The 22322-nt window shown below is 72.6% G+C and carries 16 protein-coding genes; 5 read left to right on the top strand and 11 right to left on the bottom strand.

The window, feature by feature from the left end:
* Positions 1–94: 94 nt before the first annotated feature.
* The 3 genes from BN12_RS14125 to BN12_RS14115 are packed head-to-tail and all read right to left on the bottom strand — an operon-like array spanning position 95 to position 3087.
* Positions 95–712 (bottom strand): hypothetical protein, encoded by a 618-nt coding sequence (locus BN12_RS14125; RefSeq protein ID WP_200901219.1) that lies wholly within the window; start codon positions 710–712, stop codon positions 95–97.
* Positions 709–2298: an NAD(P)/FAD-dependent oxidoreductase gene (locus tag BN12_RS14120; protein WP_048553407.1), complete on the bottom strand. Its 1590-nt coding sequence runs from the start codon at positions 2296–2298 to the stop codon at positions 709–711. The genes BN12_RS14125 and BN12_RS14120 overlap by 4 nt, the downstream gene beginning before the upstream one ends.
* 9 nt (positions 2299–2307) lie before the next feature.
* Entirely contained in the window at positions 2308–3087 is a 780-nt protein-coding gene (locus BN12_RS14115; RefSeq protein WP_048553405.1) for a calcium-binding protein, read from the bottom strand.
* Between the two features lie 171 nt (positions 3088–3258).
* Here BN12_RS14115 and BN12_RS14110 point away from each other — a divergent pair, with 171 nt between their 5' ends.
* Positions 3259–6177 carry a helix-turn-helix transcriptional regulator gene (locus tag BN12_RS14110; RefSeq protein WP_162233086.1) on the top strand — a complete coding sequence of 973 codons (2919 nt, stop codon included), beginning with the start codon at positions 3259–3261 and terminating at the stop codon, positions 6175–6177.
* Positions 6178–6395: 218 nt separating this feature from the next.
* Here the strand turns inward: BN12_RS14110 and BN12_RS14105 are convergent, their stop codons facing one another.
* The 6 genes from BN12_RS14105 to BN12_RS14075 form a co-directional block, all read right to left on the bottom strand.
* Complete coding sequence (locus tag BN12_RS14105) at positions 6396–6887, bottom strand: SRPBCC family protein (protein ID WP_048553401.1); 492 nt, start codon at positions 6885–6887, stop codon at positions 6396–6398.
* A 1-nt stretch (position 6888) separates the two neighbouring features.
* Positions 6889–7218: an ArsR/SmtB family transcription factor gene (locus BN12_RS14100; RefSeq protein ID WP_235432410.1), complete on the bottom strand. Its 330-nt coding sequence runs from the start codon at positions 7216–7218 to the stop codon at positions 6889–6891.
* A gap of 880 nt (positions 7219–8098) precedes the next feature.
* On the bottom strand, positions 8099–9076 hold the full coding sequence (locus BN12_RS14095; protein ID WP_048556415.1) for an NAD(P)H-quinone oxidoreductase: 978 nt from the start codon (positions 9074–9076) through the stop codon (positions 8099–8101).
* Positions 9077–9229: 153 nt separating this feature from the next.
* Positions 9230–9814 carry a molybdenum cofactor guanylyltransferase gene (gene mobA / locus BN12_RS14090; RefSeq protein ID WP_048553396.1) on the bottom strand — a complete coding sequence of 195 codons (585 nt, stop codon included), beginning with the start codon at positions 9812–9814 and terminating at the stop codon, positions 9230–9232.
* A gap of 286 nt (positions 9815–10100) precedes the next feature.
* A complete protein-coding gene (locus BN12_RS14080) occupies positions 10101–10862 on the bottom strand; it encodes an IclR family transcriptional regulator (RefSeq protein WP_048553393.1) in 762 nt (253 codons plus the stop codon).
* Between the two features lie 318 nt (positions 10863–11180).
* Complete coding sequence (locus BN12_RS14075; protein WP_048553391.1) at positions 11181–11618, bottom strand: MarR family winged helix-turn-helix transcriptional regulator; 438 nt, start codon at positions 11616–11618, stop codon at positions 11181–11183.
* Between the two features lie 296 nt (positions 11619–11914).
* Here BN12_RS14075 and BN12_RS14070 point away from each other — a divergent pair, with 296 nt between their 5' ends.
* Positions 11915–13849: an ABC transporter ATP-binding protein gene (locus BN12_RS14070; RefSeq protein ID WP_083454648.1), complete on the top strand. Its 1935-nt coding sequence runs from the start codon at positions 11915–11917 to the stop codon at positions 13847–13849.
* Between the two features lie 731 nt (positions 13850–14580).
* Here BN12_RS14070 and BN12_RS14065 read toward each other — a convergent pair.
* Complete coding sequence (locus tag BN12_RS14065; protein ID WP_048553390.1) at positions 14581–15372, bottom strand: class I SAM-dependent methyltransferase; 792 nt, start codon at positions 15370–15372, stop codon at positions 14581–14583.
* A 484-nt stretch (positions 15373–15856) separates the two neighbouring features.
* Here BN12_RS14065 and hutH point away from each other — a divergent pair, with 484 nt between their 5' ends.
* From hutH to hutU, 3 genes are all read left to right on the top strand, one after another.
* A complete protein-coding gene (gene hutH / locus BN12_RS14060; protein ID WP_048553388.1) occupies positions 15857–17455 on the top strand; it encodes a histidine ammonia-lyase in 1599 nt (532 codons plus the stop codon).
* Between the two features lie 74 nt (positions 17456–17529).
* Positions 17530–18864, top strand: coding sequence for a ClC family H(+)/Cl(-) exchange transporter (locus BN12_RS14055; protein ID WP_235432409.1), 1335 nt, complete (start codon positions 17530–17532; stop codon positions 18862–18864).
* A 503-nt stretch (positions 18865–19367) separates the two neighbouring features.
* Entirely contained in the window at positions 19368–21023 is a 1656-nt protein-coding gene (hutU, locus tag BN12_RS14050) for a urocanate hydratase (RefSeq protein ID WP_048553381.1), read from the top strand.
* A gap of 239 nt (positions 21024–21262) precedes the next feature.
* Here hutU and BN12_RS14045 read toward each other — a convergent pair whose 3' ends face one another.
* Complete coding sequence (locus BN12_RS14045) at positions 21263–21769, bottom strand: aminoacyl-tRNA deacylase (RefSeq protein ID WP_048553379.1); 507 nt, start codon at positions 21767–21769, stop codon at positions 21263–21265.
* Positions 21770–22322: the final 553 nt, after the last annotated feature.

Here is a 22322-nt window from a genome sequence, read left to right as displayed (position 1 = left end):
GCCCCATCCACGAGGATGGGGCCGCCTCCGTCGTCTCGGGGCACCGACCGGTGGGTCGCCGGCTTCCCGAGGGACGTTCCCCCGGCAGGGCCTGTCAGGAGTCGATCCGGCCGAGGGGGCCGGCGAGGTCGGGGAACCCGCCGGTGTTGAGGACCTGGACGCCGGCGTTGTGCTCGCCGTTGAACGGCGTCGTCGTGCCGGGGCAGCCGGCCTTCACGGCGTCTGCGGGCGAGTTGAACCACAGCCCGAGGTGGAAGGTGTGGATCGGCGCGAACGGCGGGTTGCTCGTCGCGTCGGCGATCGGGCTCGTGTGGACCGATGGTGCCGGCGCGGTCCCCGGCGCGACGGCGAAGGTCTCCACGCTGAACCGCCCGCGGTAGGTGCCGGTCCCCGCACCCTTGCTATTCGTCTCGAGATCGCCCTGATACCAGGAGATTCCGAAGGGAGCGTTGGGCACCTGGATGACGAACAGGTCGAAGTCGGTGTTCTTCGGCAGGCCCGTCGCCTTGACGGTCGTCAGCTCGGTCGCGCCCTGGGGTGTGACCTTCACGGTGGCCTTCGCCTTCGGGAGGCATCCGGCGGTCACGATGCCGGGTGATCGCTGCATGCCGAAGGTCGTCGTGGCCGCGGCTCCGGCCTGGGCGGTCGAGAAGACCCCCGATCCGGCAGCGCTCAGCGCGAGGGCTCCGGCGGCGATGATGCGTCGGTTCATGATGGTGTCGCTTCCTGTCGTGCGGTGATGGATGGGTGGTGCTGCCCGACGGCATCGGTATGCGACGTGTCGGGCGTTCCGGGGAGCAGGGTCGGAGGGGTGGGGCCCGGCGGGGCGGCCGGATCCAGAGGTTCGGCGCCGGCGGGTGTCGGCGACGTCGGCCGGGCGCGCCGTCCCAGGACGCGACCGAGCGGACCGGCGCGGGTCGGGGCGAGCCGGGCCTTGGCGACCCGAGCGGCATACCGGGGCCGGAGCAGGCTCGGTGACGGCTCGACCAGGTGGACGACCCGGAGGAAGGCGTCAGCGAGGACCGCGTCGTCGGTCGCCGCGCGTTGGAGTGCGCGCACGTAGCGATCGACGGCCTGCCGGCGCTCGGGCAGCCTTCGCCGCCGAGGTCCGTCGGGCGCGACGGCGTCCGGGTCGGGCTGTCGCCCGATCGACCCGACGACGAGCGTCCACGGCGTGTCGAGGTGGACGGCGGCCCGTGGGAAGAACCGACGTGCGAGGTCGTCGCGGCTCTCGCTGAGGCATCGTCCGAGCTCGAGGCACTCGAGGGCGGCCACCGTCATGCCCTGTCCGAAGACCGGGTCGAAGGCGCACAACGCGTCCCCGAGGACGACGAGGCCGGCGGGGTGCGCCGCGGCCCGTTCGAACCGGGCGCGCCGGTTCGCGGCGAACCGGTACGTCGCGCCGTCGTCGACCGGCTCGAGGCCGGCCACGAGGTCGGCGATCGCCGGGGAGCAGCAGGTGCGCGCGAACTCGGCGAATCCGTCGAGGTCCGTCGGCGGCCGGTCCCCGTGGTACCCCGCGACGGACACGGTGAGCCCACCGAGCTCCTGGGGGATGGCGACGGCGGCCCTCGGGGTCTGGGGGGTCGGCGGACAGAGCACGGTGCGAGCGCCGCCGTCGGGGTGCCCGGGCGGGCGTCGGAAGCGGCGGGTCGCATAGCTGACGTCGACGCGGACCCGCTCCTCCGGTGGGGTGGTCACGCCGTGCCGGCTCAGCCAGACGGGCACTCGGGTCGTGCGGCCGGAGGCGTCGACGACGACGTCGGCCCCCACCTCAAGCCGGCCGTCCCCGTCGACCGGGCTCGCGACGACACCTGTCACGGCTCCTCCGGCGGGGTCGACGACCAGGTCGACAACCGAGGTGCCGTCCAGGATCTCGACACCGGGGAGGGCGGCGACGCGCTGCCGGACGTACCACTCCAGGAGTCGCCGGCTCACCCGCAGGCTGCGCAGGTCTCCGGCCGCGGCCGCGAGCGGTCGGTCGTCGATGTACACCCTGGTGGTCGCCTGCACGTCGGCGAGGAGGGCGCCGCGACGGACGAGGTCGTCGGTCAGCCCCGGGAAGAGGGTCTCCAGGACGTCCCTGCCGCGCGCGAGGAGCCCGTGCGAGTGCCGCCCCTGTGGCACTCCTGGCCGGTCCACGGGCTCCCGCGGCAGCTCGTCGCGGTCCAGGACGAGGACCGTGGGGTAGTGGTCGGCGAGGACCCGTGCGGCGAGGAGGCCGGCCATGCCTGCGCCGACGACGACCACCCGATCGCGGCCGGCTGCGGCCCGGGTGTCGTCGGCGACGGTGGTCATCTCGGTTCCTCAGCCCTGCGGCCCGACGATGGCGCGGGTCAGTCCGGCGAGCGTCCCGAGGTCGACGTCGTGGAAGCCGGGGTGGGGGTCGGTGAGGGTCGCGAGTAGGCCGTGGCCGGCATTCGGGCTCGGACACAGGACGCGCTCGACGTCCTTGAGCCGGATCGTCGAGGTGATGACGCCGTCGACGGTGAACCGCACGAGGTACTGGACCCCGAGATGCTCGGACTCGGGCACCGGGACGAGGTCGCATCCGTCGTGGGGCAGCCCGTCGACGGTGACGTGCGGGACCTCGCGGCCGAGCTGCTTGGTGAGGCGCAGGGTCCCGCCCGCGGTCGTCGCGAGGTCGCCGAGGATCATCGTGTCCGTGCCGTCGTAGCCGACGAACACGTCGTTGCCGTCGCCGGGCGACCAGATGCCGACGTCGTCGCCGAGGTCGCCGTCGAGGACGTCGCTGCTCGGCGTGGCCCCATGGTCCGGACCACCGACGAGAATGTCGCTGCCGGGTCCGCCCAGCAGGGTGTCGCTGCCCCGGTTGCCGACGAGCAGGTCGTCGTTGCCACGCCCGAAGACGACGTCCGTCCGGTCCATGTCCTGGCGGGCTGTCACCCCGGGTGGCTGGATGAACGTGTTGCTCCGCGTGTCGTTGTCGAGGCCGACGTGTACGTCCTTGGCCGGCGTCCCGGGCACGACGACCGCCGACGCGGCGCCGGCTGCGAGACCGGCGAGGAGGATCGAGGTCGCGACGAGGGCCGCGGCGGAGCCGAGCCGCTTGGTGTTGGTGTCCATTCCCGTCCTTCCGGAGGTTTCCGAGGGGATGGCCGGGAACGCTAGGCGGGCGACGGGGCGGTCGACATCGGGCACGGACCTCAGATCCGACGGCGGATGCCTTAGACCGGGTCCTGATCGCCGGGCTGCAGACGGTGACGAGACGGTCCGGCAGCCGCCATGATGGTGGACGTGGCCGAGCGTCCACCGGCCGGCATCGTCGGACGCGACACGAGCCTTCTGGAGCTGCGTACCGCAGTGGAGCGAGCCGCCGACGGCTCGCCCTCCGTCGTGCTCCTCACCGGGGAGACCGGCGTCGGCAAGACGAGGCTCGTGCGGGCCCTCGTCGAGGAGGCCGGGCCGACCCTCCTCTACGGGGCATGCCTCCCGGTCGCCGGGGCTCCCCTCCCGTTCGCGCCATTGACGCAGGCCCTGCATCGGCTGGGTGCCAACGGCGTCCTGCGCAGTCAGCTCGACCGGTCCCCGGACCTCGCGCGACTGCTGCCCGGCGCCGCCCGGCCCGCCGTCACCGCCGCGTCAGTGCCCCAGGAGGCGTCGCAGCTGGGCCTCTTCCAGTCCGTCCTCGCTCTCCTGGAGCGGCTCGGTGCCGCCCGGCCCGTCCTCCTCGTCATCGAGGACGTCCACTGGGCGGACCGCTCGACCCTCGACCTCATCCGGTATCTCGCGACCAACCTGGCGACGGAGCGAGTCGTCCTCGTCGTCACCTACCGCGACGACTCCGTCGGATCCGGCGCGGCCCTCGCGTCCTGGCTCGCCGAGGTGCGACGACTGCCCATCACCCGTCACGTCCGGCTCGAACGCCTCGGACGCGAGGAGACGATGCGGCTCGTGGCGCAGCTCTCCGAAGGCGACGTCGACCCGGACGTCCTCGAGTCGACCCTGGCGCGATCAGCGGGCAACCCGCTGTTCGTCGAGCACCTCCTCCTCGAGCGCGGCCGGGGAGCCCCCGACGCGCTGCCCGAGACGCTGCACGATCTCATCCTCAGCCGCGTGTGCGGGCTGCCCGACGACAGCCGTCGGCTGCTCCGAGGCGTCGCGGTGCTCGGTCGACCCTCGCCGATCCCCTTGTTGGCGGCCACGATCGGCGACACCGTGGAGAGCGTCGAGGCCGCCCTCCGACCGGCCCTCGATCAGCACGTCCTCCTGGTGCTCCTCGACGACACGATCGGGTTCCGTCACCCGGCGTTCAGCGAGGTCGTGTATGCCGAGCTGCTCCCCAGCGAGCGGGTGCGGCTCCACAGGGCAGCCGCACAGGCGCTCGAGGTCGGCGCCACGGAACCGCCGTCGATCGCCGGACCGGACCGTCGGGACGACGTCGCGGGTGAGCTGGCCAGGCACTGGCTCGGCGCGGGCGACCGACCTCGGGCTCTCGACGCCGCGGTGACGGCGGGTCTGGCCGCGGAGCGGATGTATGCGTTCGCGGACGCGTACGCCCACTATGCACGGGCCGCCGAGCTCGCCGCGCTCGTCCCGTCCGACCACGACCGCGTGTCCCTGCTCACTCGGGCCGCCCAGTCGGCGAGCCTCGTCGGCGACCACGAGGAGGCCGCCCGCCTCGCCGGTACGGCATTCGCTGCGGCGCCGGACGCCCCGGCCCGGGCGTCGGTCGCCGCCCTCCTCGGCAGCATCCACTACCAGGCCGGCCGCGGCTCGGAGGCCGGCGACTGGTTCCTCCGGGCCAAGGAGGAGATCCCCGACGACGAGGTGAGCGTCGTCGCGGCGCAGGTACATGCCAGCCTCGCGCTGTTCAGCGCGTCGTGGTCCCGGATGGAGGAGGCGATCGCATACTGCGACAGCGGAATGCGCCTGTCGCGAGCGGTCGACGCCAGGCGTGAGGAGGGCATCGTCCACAACGCGCTGGGCCTCGTGGCGCTCGCTCGCGGCGACGAGGACACGGCGATCGGCGAGCTCCGGGTGGCGCTGTCCGCGGCTCGAGAGGTGGGCACACCGACCGATCTCGCGACGGCATACGTCAATCTCAGCCACGTCCTCGGCGCCACCGGACGGCTCGACGATCTCGTGGCCCTGTGTGCCGAGGGCAGCGTGGCGCTCGCCCGGGTCGGGCTCGCGGGGCAGATCGGCAGCCTGCTCATGGCGAACACGAGCGAGGGGCTCATCGACGTGGGCCGCTACGACGAGGCGGACCGCCTGCTCCACGACACCCTCGCCCGCCATCCGCGGGGCATCACGGCCGCGCCCGTGCACCTGCAGGCCGGCCGGCTGGCGCTGGTCCGTGGCGACCTCGACGCCGCCTGGGAGCGCTGTGAGCAGGCGCGCATCGTCGTGGAGTCGGAGAACGCGCCCGACGGCTGGATCCGGCTCGTGACCGAGGGCGCCGCAGAGGTGGAGCTGTGGGCCGGACGGCCGCGGGCGGCATACGAGCTCGTCACGGAGTGCCTGCGCCTCATCGCCGGATCCGACGAGGAGGCGCTCGCGGGACACCTCGTCGGCCTCGCCATCCGGGCCGTCGCCGACGAGGCCGACGCCCACCGCGACGCGGCGGCCCGTCGAGCCGTCAGGGTCCTTCTCGCTCCTGTCGAGGAGGTGCGCGGGCGGCTCATGCCGCAGCTCGACGAGCCGACGCTCGCGTGGCATGCCGCCGAGTCGACACGGGTAGGGCTGGTGAGCGACCCCGATGCCTGGGAACGTTGCGCGACGCTGTGGCGTCGATCGAGGCGCCCGTTCCCCGAGGCGTATGCCCTGTGGCGGCGGGCCGAGGCGCTCCTTGATCGCGGGGGGAGGTCGGATGCCGTCGTCGCCCTCCGGTCCGCGCACGCGGCCGCCGTCGGGCTCGGGGCGGGACGGCTCGTCGAGGAGATCGAGCGGCTCGCCGGATGGCACCGCGTCGACCTGCCGCCCGCCGCGGAGGAGATCGACGAGAGCCCGCTCGAGGCATACGGACTCACCGCGCGGGAGCACGAGGTCCTCGCCGGGCTCGCGGCCGGTCGCACCAACCAGGAGATCGCCGACGAGCTGTTCATCAGCGTCAAGACGGCGAGCGTCCACGTCTCGAACATCCTCCGCAAGCTCGACGTCGCCGGACGTCAGGAGGCGGCTCGGGTCGCCCATCGGCTCGGCGTCCGGGGCTGAGGCCTCGGCGGCGCCCTCGCCGGCTCGACGAGGACGCCGCCGTCGCCACCCGGCACCTCGGCCGCCGATCATGCCGCCGTCGGTGTGGTCGCGACTGCCGTTCCGGGCCGGCCCGACCGGTCCTTGGCGAAGGCATGGAGGTCTCGTGCCGATCCGGTTTCAATCGCCGTGGCGATCGGCAGATCCCTCCATCGGGCCGGCCCGGAGCGCGCCGCTCCTCAGGGATTCGTCGCGAGGAACTCGTCGATCTGGTTGATCGCCTGGCGCGAGCCCTCCTCCATGCCCATGTCGAGGACCTTCTGGAGGTCCTCCGCCGAGTCGAAGACGGTCGTGAAGGTGGCCCGGGTCCCGCCGTCGTGGTCCTCGAAGACGTAGTCGTTGTGGGCGACCGGCAGGTCGGCATTCGCCGTGAAGTCGTCGTGGGCGAAGCCGTCCTCGAAGGAGAACCGATGCGGCTCCTCGACGGCCGTGATGCGCCACCAGCCCGCGAACTTCTCGCCCTCGGGGCTGGTCATGTAGTAGGTCGAGCGCGAGCCGGTGGTCAGCTCGTGGTCGACGAACGTCGCGGGGTGCGTCGGCGGTCCCCAGACCCGCTCGAGCTGGCGGGGGTCGGCGTACAGCGCCCACACGCGCTCGACGGGCGCGGCGAACTCGGCGGTGATGGTGAGGGTTCGGGTCTCGACGTCCTTGGTGATGTCGATGACGGGCATGTCAGTTCTCCTCCGTGAGTAGTGCGTCGATCCGGTCGATCCGGCCGCGCCAGACGGCTTCCAGCTCCTCGAGCATCGAGGCGACGGAACGCACCGCCTCGACGTCTCCGCTCGCGAGCTGCTCGCGCCCGTGACGGCGCTTGGTGAGCAGACCCGCCCTCTCCAGGACGGCGACGTGCTTCTGGACTGCGGCGAAGCTCATGTCGTAGCCCGCCGCGAGGGCACTGACCGAGTGCTCCCCGACGAGGACCCGCCGCAGGATGTCGCGGCGCGTCCGGTCGGACAGCGCGTGGAACAGGGCGTCCGCCCGGTCCGCGCTGGTCACTGCCACAGTGACAACATACAACCAATTGGTTGTATGTTGTCAAGCCCTCGGCCCGAGCACCGGCCACCCCACCCCGAGCCCGTGGTGGCGTTCTGGCACCCGATCGGGGCCTGTGCGCCAGCCCGCTCGCCCGGCCCGACCGACTCCCGAGCCCGAGCCAGTGTTGGCGTTCTGGCACCCGATCGGGGCCTGTGCACCAGTCCACTCGCCCGGCCCGACCGACCCCCGACCCGACACCCGAGCCCGTGTTGGCGTTCTGGCACCCGATCGGGGTCTCTGCACCAACACCATCCTTCCGTCAACCCACCGCGCAGCCCCGCAGTTTCCGACTTGGCGACCGACGGACACCCATTACGGTCGCCGGCCGGTACCCGTCGTGCGTGAGCGGCCCACGTGTCGAGCGCCTGTGGATCGCTTTGGATGTCGGTCGGCCCCATCGAGAGGCAATGCGGACGCTCCGGGTCAGCGAGCGGCGCCCGATGAGCAGTCCCAAAGCGTCTGTCGATGGCTCGCCGCGTCGATGTCCTGTTCCTCGGTCCGCCCGATCGCGCCAGGGTGTCCCGGTAGAGCCTCTCTGAAGAGAATGCTTGGTGCACGGGCCCGGATCGGGTGGCAGACCGCCAGGAGGATGGGCCGGGATGGGGTGGTGCTCAGGCCCCGATTGGGTGCCAGACCGCCAAGGGAGAGGCGACCCCGGTCGGGACACGGTGGTGCACAGACCCCGATTGGGTGGCAGACCGCCAGGAGGATGGGGTGGTGCTCAGGCCCCGATTGGGTGCCAGATGGCCAGGGGGTGGGATGTGAGCGGGCGCGGCGGCGTGGTGCACAGACCCCGATTGGGTGGCAGACGGCCAGGGAGAGCGAGTCGAGGGGCAGGTGGACGGCGTCAGATGGTGAGGAGGATCTTGCCGATGTGGGTGCTGCCCTCCATGAGGCGATGGGCCTGCGCCGCCTCGGCGAGCGGGAGCCGGGCGTGGACGATGGGCCGGACCCGCCCGGACTCGACGAGCGGCCAGACATGGTCGCGGACAGCGGCGATGATCGTCTCCTTCTCCGCGAGCGGGCTGGCCCGGAGGGACGTCGCGAAGACGGCGCCTCGCTTGGCGAGGAGTTTGCCGAGGTCGAGCTCGCCCTTGCGGCCGCCCTGGAGACCGATGACGACGAGCCGCCCGCTCGTGGCGAGGACGTCGACGTTGCGGGGGAGGTACTTCGCGCCCATGTTGTCGAGGACGACGTCGGCGCCGTGGCCGTCGGTCGCGGCGCGCACCGTCTCGACGAAGTCCTCGTCCCGGTAGTTGACGAGGATGGTCGCGCCGAGGGAGCGGCATACCTCGAGCTTCTCCGCCGACCCGGCGGTGACAGCGACCGTCGCACCCGCCTCGCGGGCCAGCTGGGTGGCCATCGTGCCGATGCCCGACGAGCCGCCGTGGACGAGGAACACCTCACCCGGCTGGAGGTTCGCGGTGAGGAAGACGTTGGACCACACCGTCGCCGTCACCTCCGGCAGCGCGGCCGCGTCGACGAGACCCACCCCGGACGGGACGGGCAGCACCTGGCTCGCCGCGACGCAGACGAACTCGGCGTACCCCCCACCTGCCAGGAGCGCGCACACCTCGTCGCCGACGGCGACCGTCGTCACGCCGTCACCCAGCGCGTCGACGGTGCCGCTGACCTCGAGGCCCGGGTATGCCGGGGCACCCGGCGGGGGCGGGTAGTGGCCCATCCGCTGCATGACGTCCGCGCGGTTGACCCCGGCGGCGGCCACCCGGATGCGGACCTCGCCCGGCTCGGGCTCGGGTGTGGGGACGTCGGCGAGGACGAGCGCGTCGGCGTCGCCCGGGGTGGGAATGGTCACGGCCTTCATGGCCCCGACCCTACGGGGACCGTCCGGGAGCTCGAGCGACGGATACGACGGACACCCGAAGGGGACCGGACCGGAGATCGAGCCCCCGCCGGCGAGCACGGCCCGGTGCGGGCCGTCGGCCATCGGGTGTCCGTCGGCTCTTCGGGGAGATCGTCAGGACCGCTGGGGGAACAGGTCCTCCGGCGTGTCGATGTCGCGGGCCTCTTCGGCGGTCACGGCGAGGACACGATGCCGCAGGGCGAGCAGGGTCCGGGCGGGCAGCCCGGAGGGGCACTCGGGCAGCACGGCCCGAAGGGCCCTCGTCCGGTATGCCGCGAGGAGCGGGTTCTCCCGGCCCGCCGGATCCGCTCCGACGACGCCCTCCACCGTGTCCGGTGCGCGTCCCAGCCTCGCCGCCAGCCTCGGAAGGACGTGCCCTGCCTGCGGCATGTCGCCGGCGACGACGACCGTGACGTCGGTGCGCGCAAGGGGGACGGCGGCGGCGATCCCGGCGAGCGGGCCGCCTCGGACGGGTTCCTCGCGCACCCAGTCGACGTCGCGGACCGTCGCCCGGCGCGGGCCGACGCACACGACGGGCCAGTCCGGCGGGATGGTGGCGAGCAGGTGGTCCAGGACGGTCGTCTCGGCGTATGCGGCGCCGAGCTTGTCGCCCCCGAACCGGCGCGCACCCCCACCCGCGAGGACGATCGCGGTCGCCGACCCGGTGATCCCCTCGGATCTGCCGCCCTGGTTCCTCACCTGCGCACCGCCCTGCCGGCCTTGCGTCGCCCGGCGCCGTGCGTGCTCGTCGCGCCGTCGCCGTACGCTCTCGTGGCCGGCTCGTGTCTCTGGTCGTCGGTCGGAGACCGGTCACGATCCGTGCTGTTCGTCGCCCCGTCGCCGGGCGCTCTCGTGGCCGGCTCGTGCTTCTGGTCGTCGGTCGTCGGTTGGTCTCGCTCGGTGCTCACCGGTGTCCTGTCGCCGTGCGCTCTCGTCGCCGGCTTGCGGCGCTGGTCGTTCGTGGTCGGGTGGCCGCGCTCCGCGTTCACCGGCGTCCCGCCACCCTCCGAGACAGCTCGCGAGCCGCCTTGTCGACGGCGGCCACGAGCTGGCTGTCACCATCCTCGGGGGCGTCGGTCTCGGCATACGTCACGGCGACGGCGGCGACGGGGTGGCCGGTGTGGTCGAGGACGGCCTGGGCGACCGAGCGGAGACCGGGGGTGATGAGACCGTCCTCGACGGCATACCCCCGTTGGCGCACCTGTTGCAGCTGCGAGCGCAGCTCGCTCGTGGAGGCGGGTCCGCGGCCGTCGCGTTGGACGAGCGCCTCGCGCGACGGGAACAGGGCCCGGACCTGGGCCGCCGGCAGCGCGGCGAGCATCGAGAGCCCCGTTGCGGTGAGCGTCGCGGGGAGCCGGACGCCGACGTCCGTGACGAGAGTCGGACGGCCCGGCGCGCGCTGCTCGATGACGTAGAGGACGTCGCGTCCGTGGAGTGTCGCGAGGTGGGCGTTGTGCCGCGCCGTGTCGACGAGCCGGTCGAGGACGTCGCGGGCCAGGCGGGCCAGCCCGGTCTGGCGCTGGTAGGCGCTGCCGAGCTCGTATGCCGCGACGCCGAGCCCGTAGCGTCGCTCGGCGGGCAGGTGGACGACGTAGCCCCGGTCGCACAGGACGGTGAGCAGATGGTAGGTCGAGCTGCGGGGCAGGCCGAGACTGCGGGCGATCGCGCCGGCGGGAAGCGGCGTCGAATGGCGAGCGAGAAGGGTCAGCACGTCGAGTGCGTGACCGGCGGCCGGAGCATTGCCCACGCGACGAATCCTCCCATCCGACACCGCCGCCCCCGGCGGCGGAGTGCGGTGACGGGGCACCCGGGCGAGCCGGTTCGCAGTGACTCGATACATGTGAGCGTCCTGCGTGGTGGGCCGGGCGGGTGTCGTCTGGTGGTGGTGCAGAGGCCCCGATCGGGTGCCAGATGGCCGGGTAGGTGGATTGGGTGGTGCAGAGGCCCCGATCGGGTGCCAGATGGCCGGGTGGGTGTCGGCTTCGGTCAGCCGTCGGTGGTCAGACGAGGACGGTGGGTGCAGAGGCCCCGATCGGGTGCCAGATGGCCGGGTGGAGGCCGTCTGTCAGTCGCGCGAGGACTCCTCGAGCTCGTGGAGGATCCGCAGCAGGGTGGCGCGATCCTCCTCGGAGAGGACGGCGAAGTACTCGTCGGCCTCGTCGCGTCGGGCGGACTGGATCGCCCGGCGGATCCGCCACCCCTCGTCGGTGAGGCGGAGAACCGTCGCCCGCCGGTCGCTCGGGTCGGCCTCCCGGGTGAGGAGCCCCCGCTCGTCGAGGGCGTCGACGACGTCGGTCACCGACCGCGGCGCGATGTGGAGCCGCTCGGCGAGCACACCGGGGCGCACGGGCTCCAGGTCGCCGACGACGCGCAGCGCACGCGCCTGATGCGGCGGCAGGTCCCACGGGGCGAGGGCGGCGACCCACCGCCGGCGGACCGCCCGGGCGGCGCCGAGGAACAGCTCCCCGAGGGTGGGGTCGGCACGACGGTCCGCGGACGGCATACGGGGAGGGTAGCGAGCACGGGACGCCGCGGCCCGGTCGGACCCGGACGGCACGGAGGGAGATTCGCGCCCGGTCGGAGAGCCGGTCAGCCCGGACGGAGAAGTTGCGTCCGGACGGAGAAGTTGCTCCGTCATCACGCAACTTCTCCGTCCGCCCGAACGTGACGGTCCCCACCGCGGGTCGGGAATGCCGGAACGACGGTATGCGTTGAGACTCATAGTGAGGTAACCTCAGCAAGAGGTGCCCCGCTTCTCGTACTCAGCTCCCCGCATACCGCAGGAAGGAGCGATGCCCCATGGCAGAAACGCTCACCACCACCCCCCGCGCGGCCGGCGGCCGACCTGGATCCGCCGGCCGCGGCGGTGCGCCCCAGCGCATCGACCCGCGGGACCGCGCCCAGCTCGCCGTCGCACCCGTGCCGCTCTCTCGCGTCGCCGCCCTGTTCCACCCGTACCGGGCGCAGGTCGCGGTCGTCACCCTCATCATCGTCGCAACGTCCGTCGTGTCGCTCGCGCAGCCGTTCCTCGTCAAGGCCGTCGTCGACCGCGCCCTCCCGCGGCAGGACGTCCGGCTCCTCGTCTGGGCCGTCGCCGGCATGCTCGCCGTCGCCGCCGTCACCCAGCTGCTCGGCGTCGTCCAGACCTGGATGTCCGCGGGCGTCGGACAGCGGGTCATGCACGATCTGCGCATCCGCGTCTTCGGGCATCTGCAGGGTCAGTCGCTCGGCTTCTTCACCCGGACGCGCGGCGGCGAGGTGCAGTCGCGCCTCACCAACGACGTCAACGGCATGCAGGGCGTCGTCACGACGACGGCGACCTCCATCGCCTCCAACGTGACGACGGCCGTCGCGACGATCGTCGCGATGGTCGCCCTCAGCTGGCGGCTGTCCCTCCTCTCGCTCGTCGTCCTCCCGCCGGCGATCTGGCTGACCCGTCGAGTCGCCCTGCTCCGCCGCGAGATCACCGCGCGTCAGCAGGCCCGCCTCGCCGACCTCAACGTCCAGATCGAGGAGGGCCTCTCGGTGAGCGGTATCCGCCTGGCCAAGACGCTCGGGACGAGCCGGCGCAACGTCGAGCGGTTCGCCGTCACCTCGGGCGAGCTCGTCGACCTCGAGATGCGCTCGCAGCTGGCCGGCCGCTGGCGGATGGCGACGATGCAGATCATCTTCGCCGCGATCCCCGCCGCCATCTATCTCGCCGCCGGCCTTCCGGCGACGAGCAAGGGCATGACGATCGGGACGCTCATCGCCTTCACGACCCTCCAGGCCGGGATCTTCCGGCCGCTCATGGGCCTGCTCAACGTCGGCGCCCAGTGGGTCTCCTCGATGGCGCTCTTCAGCCGGGTCTTCGAGTACCTCGACCTGCGGACCGACGTGCCGGCTCCCACGGATCCGGTGCCGCTCGACCCGCGCGACGTCCGCGGCGAGGTACGCCTCGAGGGGGTGTCCTACCGGTATGCCGGGTCCTCCGTCGACGCGGTCCACGACGTCTCCCTCGTCGTGCCGGCGGGCGGCTCCCTCGCGCTCGTGGGGCACACCGGCTCGGGCAAGTCGACGCTCGCCGGTCTCGTGGCCCGGCTCCACGACCCGAGGGCCGGCAGGGTGACGATCGACGGGGTCGACCTGCGCGACCTCGAGCCGGAGACCCTCGCGGCGATCGTCGGCGTCGTCTCCCAGGAGACCTATCTCGTCCACGCGAGCATCCGCGACAACCTGCTCCTCGCCCGGCCCGACGCCACCGAGGGCCAGCTGTGGCAGGCCCTGGGGGCGGCGCAGGTCGCCGACCTCGTCGCGACCCTGCCCGACGGGCTCGACACGATGGTCGGGTCCCGCGGGTACCGCTTCTCCGGAGGCGAGCAGCAGCGGCTCGCCGTGGCGCGGACCCTGTTGCGCGACCCGCGCGTCCTCGTCCTCGACGAGGCGACGAGCGCCCTCGACAACGAGACGGAGCGAGCCCTCCAGGGGGCGCTCGAGGAGCTGGTTCGCGGGCGGACGACGATCACCATCGCCCACCGGCTGTCGACGATCGCCTCGGCGGACGAGGTCGCCGTCCTCGACGACGGCCAGATCGTCGAGGTGGGTCGCCCGGCCGAGCTGGCCGCCCGGTCCGGGGGCGCCTTCGCCGCCCTCTCCACCGCCGACCCTGGCCCTTCCTCCGTCCCGATCCCGGCCCCCAGCCCAGCCCCCGCTTCCGGCAGGTGTGGGCATTCCGTGGTCACCTCGTCGATCTGACCACGACAACCCCGCACGTGCCGAGGTCCGGTTCGGCAGGTGTGGGCTTTCCGTGGTCGAGGTGTCGGTTGGACCACGACAACCCGGCACCTGCCGAGGTCCGGTTCGGCAGGTGCGGGCTTTCCGTGGTCGAGGTGTCGGTTGGACCACGACAACACCGCACGTGCCGAGGTCCGGTTCGGCAGGTGTGGGCTTTCCGTGGTCGTCCGGCGCGTTGATTGCTTGTGGGGAAGCTGGCCAGAGTCAGGGGTCGTGCCAGCTTCCCCACAAGGACGCGCGGCCCGCCGCCGACGCGGTCCAGGCGGACTGTCCCGCCACACCTGGTGATGACGACCACGACAACCCCGCACGTGCCGACTTGTTGCTGTCGGGGCGCGCCGAGACGACCTGTCGCGGCGTGCCGGGACGACATTGTCTCGGCACGCGTGGAGACCGATGTGCGGCGTGGGCTTTCCGTGGTCCGGCCGTCGATCTGACCACGACAACCTCGCACGTGCCGACGGGGGGCGCCCGACGACAGCCCGCACGTGCCGAGTTGTTGCTGTCTGGATTGCCGCTGGTCGACAGCTGGTCGACATCTTCTCGGCACGTGCGGGAGGCGTTTCTGCAGGTGCCGAGTTGTTGCTGTCTGGATCGGCGCTGGGCGACATCTTCTCGGCACGTGCGGAGGCAGGCAGGCCGCGTGCGAGAGATGGGCCGCCTGCGAAAAAGATGGGGGCCGGAAGCCCGAGTCAGGCGGGGGTTCGGCCGACCGCGCACCAGGCGTGCGCGTGGAGCGTGAAGGGTTCGTCGGGGCTGTCGAACCGGCGCCGGGCCGCGCGACGGACGGCTTCCCGGGTCGCGTCGTCGAGCGACCGGCAGTACGCGCCGGCCGGCCCGATCCCGAAGGTGAGCGGCCCCCACCAGTCGTCGAAGTCCGAGTACCCCGCACTCGCCTCGAGCAGGCTCTGCCGCACGTCGTCGAGTCCTGCGTCGACGAACAGCGAGGCGAGCTCGCCCTCACGCCGGCCGAAGAGCAGCGACTCGCCTGGATGCCCCGGCTGCACGTCGGCGACGGCGGACCAGAATCGGTCGATGAGCTCCATCTGGTCGTGAGCCCAGAAGCAGGCCGCCACGACCCCTCCGGGAGCCGTCACCCGCACCATCTCGCGGAGGCCGGCGAGCCGGTCGGTCATGAAGCCGACGACGAGGGACGCCAGCGTCGCGTCGAACCGGGCGTCCGCGAAGGGCAGGTCCTCGGCGACTGCGACGTGGACGTCGACGCCCGGGTTCCGCTCCCGGCAAGCCTGGGCGAACTGCGGCGACGGATCGACGGCCGCGACCCGGTCCGGTCCCACGCGCTGGACCAGCTCCGCCGTCAGGCCACCTGGTCCACAGCCGACGTCGAGCACTCGCTGCCCCGCGGCGACACCGGCGACGTCCGCGAGTGCCGGCCCGAGCGTCGGCAGATAGCGGCCCATGAGGCGGTCGTATCCCTCAGCGGGTGCATGGAAGGACCGCCGCACCGTGTCGCGCTCGTCCATGGCTGCCTCCTGACTACCTGCCAGACCGTACGCCAACAGGCGCGCCGAGTTCGGCGTTCGACCCACACGCGAAGCCGCCCCACCGTCGCAACCCCATCCCCCATCCTCGCCGCCCGAGGCGGACGAGCGAGGACGTCGCCGGCACCATGCTTCGACCGGCTCATGATCGGGGAAGCCTGGACCGGGGAGTCCAGACGCCGGGTGACCGGGGAACACGAACGCGGTGGGTGACCGGGGAGTCCAGACGCCGGGTGACCGGGGAACTCGAACCCGGTGGGTGACCGGGGAGCCTCGAAGCAGTGATTGACCGGGGAGGCCCGGACCGGGCGGGTGGCCGGGGATCCTCGAACCGGCGCATGATCGGGGCAGCCGGGGACCGGGCGGGTGGCCGGGAAGGCGCGCACAATGCCGGGCGTCTGGCATCCGAGACGGTTTGGCCCGGGTCGGGGTATGCCGTGTCGGCGCGGGGAGGTTCCATGGCGTCATGCCTGACTTCGCCGACCCCACTCTCCTCGCTGCCACGCCCCGACCGGGCAGCGCCACCGTCATCGTCGGTGCCACCCCGCTCACCGTCGAGGACGTCGTCCACGTCGCGCGCCACGGCGCACGGGTCGAGCTCGACGCGGACGCCCTCGAACGGGTCCGCGAGAGCCGCAGGATCGTCGAGGCGCTCGCCGACGACACGATCCCCCACTACGGCGTCTCGACGGGGTTCGGCGCCCTCGCCACCCGCCACATCCCGGTCGACCAGCGCACCCAGCTGCAGCGGTCCCTCGTCCGCAGCCATGCCGCGGGCACCGGCCCCGAGGTCGAGCGCGAGGTCGTCCGGGCCCTCATGCTCCTGCGCATCCAGACCCTCGCGACGGGCCGCACGGGCATCCGGGAGGAGACCCTCCTGGCATACATCGGCATCCTCAACGCCGGGATCTCGCCCGTCGTCCACGAGTTCGGCTCGCTCGGCTGCTCCGGCGACCTCGCCCCCTTGGCCCACTGCGCCCTCGCGCTCATGGGGGAGGGGACCGTCCGCAACGCCAACGGCACCGAGGTCGACGCCGCCGTCGCCCTCGCCGCCGCGGGCATCGAGCCGGTCGAGCTGCGCGAGAAGGAGGGCCTGGCACTCATCAACGGCACCGACGGAATGCTCGGAATGCTGTGCCTCGCCATCCACGACCTGCGCCGACTCCTCACGACGGCCGACATCGCCGCCGCGATGAGCGTCGAGGGCCTCCTCGGGACCGATGACGTGTTCGCCGCCGATCTCCAGGCTCTTCGACCGCAGCCGGGCCAGGCGCTGTCCGCGGCGAACATGCGGAAGGTCATGCAGGACAGCCCGATCCGTGAGTCCCATCGCGATCCGGAGGCGTGCACGAGGGTTCAGGACGCCTACTCCCTGCGCTGCGCCCCTCAGGTCGCGGGCGGTGCTCGCGACACCGTCGACCACGCGGCACGGGTCGCCGGGTGCGAGCTCGCGTCCGCCGTCGACAACCCGGTCGTCACCCTCGACGGCCGGGTCGAGTCCAACGGCAACTTCCACGGTGCGCCCGTCGCATACGTCCTCGACTTCCTCGCGATCGTGAGCGCGGACGTCGCCTCGATGTCCGAGCGGCGCACCGACCGCTTCCTCGACAAGGCCCGCAACAACGACCTGCCGCCGTTCCTCGCCGACGACCCGGGTGTCGACTCGGGGCTCATGATCGCCCAGTACACCCAGGCGGCCATGGTCTCGGAGATGAAGCGGCTCGCGGCGCCGGCCTCGGTCGACTCGATCCCCAGCAGCGCGATGCAGGAGGACCACGTCTCGATGGGGTGGTCGGCGGCGCGCAAGCTGCGGCGCTCCGTCGACGCGCTCTCGCACGTCCTGGCCATCGAGCTCGTCGCGGCCGCGCGGGGCCTGCAGCTGCGGGCGCCGTTGTCGCCGTCGCCGGCGAGCGGTGCCGTCATCGCGGCGCTCGGCGCTGCCGGGGTGCGCACCGAGCCGGGGCCGGACCGCTTCCTCGCCCCGGACCTCCACGCGGCCTACCTCGCCGTCGTCGCCGGTCTCCCCGTGGCCGCGGCAGAGAGCGTCACCGGCCCCCTCGTCTGAGCCGACCGGTCAGCGGCGCGGAACGAGGGATCGGTCGTCGCCGCCGTATGCGAGACGGGTGGGACAATCCCGCCGTGAGACGCCGAGTGGCCGACGAGACCGCGGGAGTCCTGGGTTTCACGGCCGTGGCCGCCGTCGTGGGAGTCTTCACGGGCGTCATGGCGGCGACCTTCCGGCTTCTCCTCGACCGGGCCGGGGACCTGCGCGCCGACGTCGTCCAGTGGGCGCACGGCAGCCCGCTCCTCGGCTTCGTCCTCGTCGTCGCCGGGTCCGCGGCAGCCGTCTGCATCGCCGCCGCCCTCGTCCACCGCGTGGAACCGCACGCCGAGGGCAGCGGCATCCCCCGGGTGGAGGCGGTCGTCGAGGGCCGGACCGAGCCCGGCAGCTTCCGGATCCTCCCCGTGAAGTATGTCGGCGGGCTGCTGTCCATCGGGTCGGGTCTCGCGCTCGGCCGGGAGGGGCCGTCGGTCCAGATGGGTGGCAACATCGCGATCATCGTCGGGAAGGTCCTCCGGCGCAGCCGCGGGGACGTCCGGCTCCTCGTGGCTGCCGGCGCCGCCGCCGGGCTCGCGACGGCCTTCAACGCGCCCATCGCGGGTGGCGTCTTCGTCCTCGAGGAGCTCGTCCGACGGTTCGACCCCCGCACGACGCTCGCGACCCTCGGTGCGTCCGCGTCGGGCTTCGCCGCTGCCCACGTGCTCGTGCGTGGTGACCTGGAGTTCCAGATGACGCCCGTCGCCGCGCCGCGTCTCGTCCATGCGCCGTTCGTCATCGCCGTCGGTGTCCTCACGGGGATCGTCGGTGTCGCCTACAACCGGGCCGTCATGGCGGGTCTCCGCGCGGCGGACACGAGCCGCCTCCCCGTCGAGGTCCGCGCCGCCCTCATCGGTGCGAGCGTCGGTGCCCTCGGCTGGTTCGCCCCGTCGCTGGTCGGCGGCGGCGACCGCCTCACCCAGGACGCGCTCCTCGGCAGCGGGACCATCACCGGGGTATGCGGAATCCTCGCCGTCCGCTTCGTCCTCGGCGTCGTCTCGTATGCCGCCTGCACACCGGGAGGTCTCTTCGCCCCGATGCTCGTCCTCGGGTCCGACCTCGGCCTGCTCGTCGGGCTCGTCGGCAGCTCGCTCGCGCCCGGATATGCGCCCGAGCCCGGTGGACTGGCCCTCATCGGGATGGCCGCCTTCTTCACCGCGACCGTCCGCGCGCCCGTGACCGGCCTCATCCTCGCCACCGAGATGACCGGCTCCGCGGTGCTCCTCCCGCCGATGCTCGGCGCCTGTGCCATCGCCATGCTCGTCGCGACGATCCTGCGCTGCCAGCCGATCTACGACTCGCTGACCGACCGGGCGGTCCGGGGGGCTCGGGAGAACACCGACGACGGAGTCCGGCCCGAGGCTCACCTGTCGTAGCCGGTCCACGCGTCCCGTGGTCGATGTGGCCTTCGATGGAGAGGCCACTGCGACGCTGTAGTGGTCTACGCGTCCCGTGGTCGACGTGGCGTTCGATGGAGAGGCCACTGCGACGCTGTAGTGGTCTACGCGCTCCGCGGTCGACGTGGCCTTCGATGGAGAGGCCACTGCGACGCTGTGGTGGTCCACGCGCTCCGTGGTCGACGTGGCCCTCGATGGAGACGCCGCCGTGCCGCTGTAGCGGTCCACGCGTCCCGCGATCGACATGCTCCGGGTGCCGCGACGGCCGGAGGCCGTCATCCGCGCCGGAGTCGGCGCCGGCCGGTCGCCTGGCGAGTGCGGAGCGGCCGGCGTCTTGGATGCGAGACAGGTTCGGCCGTCCAGCCGGTGCGCGACGCCCGGCGAGACGGTCCAATGGTGACGAGCACACGGCATACGAGCACACCGCATACGAATCCCACCCCTCCCCGGCCCCGACGAGCCGGCCCGACGAAGGAGTCCTCATGGAAGGCGCCCGTCCCGTCCGCGCACCGCGCGGCACCACCCTCACCGCCCGTGCATGGAGCACCGAGGCGCCGTTGCGGATGCTGCAGAACAACCTCGACCCGGAGGTGGCCGAGCGCCCCGACGACCTCGTCGTCTACGGCGGGACGGGCCGGGCGGCGCGGGACTGGCGCTCGTTCGACGCGATGGTGCGGACGCTGACGACGCTCGCGCCGGACGAGACGATGCTCGTCCAGAGCGGCCGGCCCGTCGGCGTGTTCCAGACGCACGAGTGGGCGCCGCGGGTCCTCATCGCCAACTCCAACCTCGTGCCGGACTGGGCGACGTGGCCGGAGTTCCGCCGGCTGGAGCACCTCGGGCTGACGATGTACGGGCAGATGACGGCCGGGTCGTGGATCTACATCGGGACCCAGGGGATCGTCCAGGGGACGTACGAGACGTTCGCCGCCGTCGCCGAGAAGCGGTTCGGCGGCACACTCGCCGGGACGCTCACGCTGACCGGCGGCTGCGGCGGCATGGGTGGGGCTCAGCCGCTCGCCGTGACGCTCAACGACGGCGCCTGCCTCATCATCGACGTCGACGAGTCGCGGCTGCGGCGGCGGGTCGAGCACCGCTACCTCGACGTCGTCGCTTCCTCGCTGGACGAGGGGATCGACCTCGCGGTCGCGGCGCGGACCGAACGCCGAGCGCTGTCGGTCGGCGTCGTCGGGAACGCCGCCGAGGTCTTCCCCGAGCTGCTCCAGCGCGGTGTGCCGATCGACATCGTGACCGACCAGACGAGCGCCCACGACCCGTTGTCGTACCTCCCGGTCGGCATCTCGGTCGAGGACTGGCAGGACTACGCGGAGAAGAAGCCCGAGGAGTTCACCGACCGGGCCCGCGAGTCGATGGCGCGCCACGTCGAGGCGATGGTCGGCTTCCTCGACGGCGGTGCCGAGGTCTTCGACTACGGCAACTCGATCCGCGACGAGGCCCGGCAGGGCGGGTTCGAGCGGGCCTTCGCGTTCCCCGGGTTCGTCCCGGCATACATCCGGCCGTTGTTCTGCGAGGGCAAGGGCCCGTTCCGGTGGGTGGCGCTCTCGGGCGACCCGAAGGACATCGCGGCGACCGACAAGGCCGTCATGGACCTGTTCCCCGACAACGACCGGCTCCAGAAGTGGATGCGCGGCGCCCGGGAGAAGATCGCCTTCCAGGGCCTGCCGGCGCGGATCTGCTGGCTCGGGTACGGCGAGCGCGACCAGGCCGGGCTGGCGTTCAACGACCTCGTCGCCCGCGGGGAGATCTCGGCACCGATCGTCATCGGCCGCGACCACCTCGACTGCGGCTCGGTCGCCTCTCCCTACCGCGAGACCGAGGCGATGGCCGACGGGTCCGACGCGATCGCCGACTGGCCGCTGCTCAACGCCCTCGTCAACACGGCCTCGGGCGCCTCGTGGGTGTCCCTGCACCACGGCGGCGGCGTCGGCATCGGCCGGTCCATCCACGCCGGCCAGGTCTCCGTCGCCGACGGCACCCCGCTCGCCGCGGAGAAGCTCGCCCGCGTCCTCACCAACGACCCGGGCATGGGTGTCATCCGGCACGTCGACGCCGGCTACGACATCGCCGACACCGTCGCCGCCGAGCGCGGTGTCCGGGTCCCGATGCGCGAGTCCTGATCCGCTCTGTCGAGTGGGCGTGTCCGCCCCGTGGGAATGCCCCGGGCCGACACGCCCACTCGGCCGGTATGCGAGGGCTCGAGCGGCCGGTGCCCACGAGTTCAGGTGACCGGTGCGCCCGAGTCGGGCGGCTGGATACGGGAGTTCGGCCGACCGCTATGCCTCAGGCTCACGCGACCGCTATGCCTCAGGCTCACGCGACCGGTGTGCGGACGCTCGGGCGGTCGGTACGCCCACGCTCACACGGGATCGAGGGGTGCGGCGGCGTCCGTGACATCGGCGACGTCGGCGGACAGCACGCGGACGACATCGTCAGCGGCCACCGTCGCCGCGACGCCGTGCCCGCCCGCCCCGAGGGAGATCGTCCGCCCGACGATCGAGGCATCGGTGACGACGGGTAGCGCGCGCGTCGCGCCGAACGGCGTGATCGTCCCGCGCTCGTAGCCCGTCACCGTCAGCGCCGTCGCCGCGTCGGGCATCGAGATACGGTTGACGCCGAGGTGGCGGCGCAGCTTGGGCCAGGAGATCTCACGGTCGCCGGGCACGAGGACGAAGAGATAATCGTCCTCGGCCCGCCGCACGACGAGGGTCTTGACGATGTCGGCGGGCCGCACGCCGCGGGCGGCGGCCGCCTCCGCGAGACTGCCCACCCGGCCGTGCCTCGTGAGACTGTGCGGTATGCCGCTCGTCGCCAGAGCCTGCGCCGCCCGCCGTTCGCCCTCGGACGCCTCGCCATCGCCGCTCACCCACTCAGCGTAGGTCCGTGCCTCTGCGGGGTCGCGCTGGGCCGAGGTCTCTGGTCACCTCGACCGCGCGGGGCGGGACTGGGTCGAGGTACTTGGTGACGCTGGGATGGTTGCTGGATACCTCGACCGCAGGGGGCGGGGCGGGGTCGAGGTGTCGAGCGACGCTGTGGTGGTCTCGGGTTACCTCCACTGAGCAGCGCTGGGCCGGGTCGAGGTACTTGGTGACGCTGGGCCTGCTGGTTACCTCGAGCGCGCTGGGCGGGATTGGGTCGAGGAGCGGAGTCGAGTCGAGGTACCTAGCGACGTGGCGAGTGGTGGCTGGATACCTCGACCGCGTGGGGGCGGGATTGGGTCGATGTAGGGAACGACGCTGTGGTGGTCTCGGGTTACCTCCACTGAGCTGCGCTGGGCCGGGTCGAGGTACTTGGTGACGTTCTGGCGGTTTCTGGTTACCTCGACTGGGCAGCGTGGGGGCGGGTCGAGGTACTTGGTGACGCTGGGATCGTTGCTGAATACCTCGACCGCAGGGGCGGGGCGGGGTCGAGGTGTCGAG

Origin of the sequence: Nostocoides japonicum T1-X7 (assembly GCF_001046855.1) — a bacterium.
Lineage (GTDB): Bacteria > Actinomycetota > Actinomycetes > Actinomycetales > Dermatophilaceae > Nostocoides > Nostocoides japonicum.
Note: the sequence above shows the minus strand (reverse complement) of the source record. Positions and strands in the feature narration are given on the sequence as shown.

Coding starts and splice junctions, on each gene's coding strand:
- BN12_RS14120 (WP_048553407.1), bottom strand. CDS start 2,298: ATGACCACCGTCGCCGACGACACCCGGGCCGCAGCCGGCCGCGATCGG.
- BN12_RS14065 (WP_048553390.1), bottom strand. CDS start 15,372: ATGGACGAGCGCGACACGGTGCGGCGGTCCTTCCATGCACCCGCTGAG.
- BN12_RS14095 (WP_048556415.1), bottom strand. CDS start 9,076: ATGAAGGCCGTGACCATTCCCACCCCGGGCGACGCCGACGCGCTCGTC.
- hutU (WP_048553381.1), top strand. CDS start 19,368: ATGGAAGGCGCCCGTCCCGTCCGCGCACCGCGCGGCACCACCCTCACC.
- BN12_RS14125 (WP_200901219.1), bottom strand. CDS start 712: ATGAACCGACGCATCATCGCCGCCGGAGCCCTCGCGCTGAGCGCTGCC.
- BN12_RS14075 (WP_048553391.1), bottom strand. CDS start 11,618: ATGCCGTCCGCGGACCGTCGTGCCGACCCCACCCTCGGGGAGCTGTTC.
- BN12_RS14105 (WP_048553401.1), bottom strand. CDS start 6,887: ATGCCCGTCATCGACATCACCAAGGACGTCGAGACCCGAACCCTCACC.
- hutH (WP_048553388.1), top strand. CDS start 15,857: ATGCCTGACTTCGCCGACCCCACTCTCCTCGCTGCCACGCCCCGACCG.
- BN12_RS14070 (WP_083454648.1), top strand. CDS start 11,915: ATGGCAGAAACGCTCACCACCACCCCCCGCGCGGCCGGCGGCCGACCT.
- BN12_RS14115 (WP_048553405.1), bottom strand. CDS start 3,087: ATGGACACCAACACCAAGCGGCTCGGCTCCGCCGCGGCCCTCGTCGCG.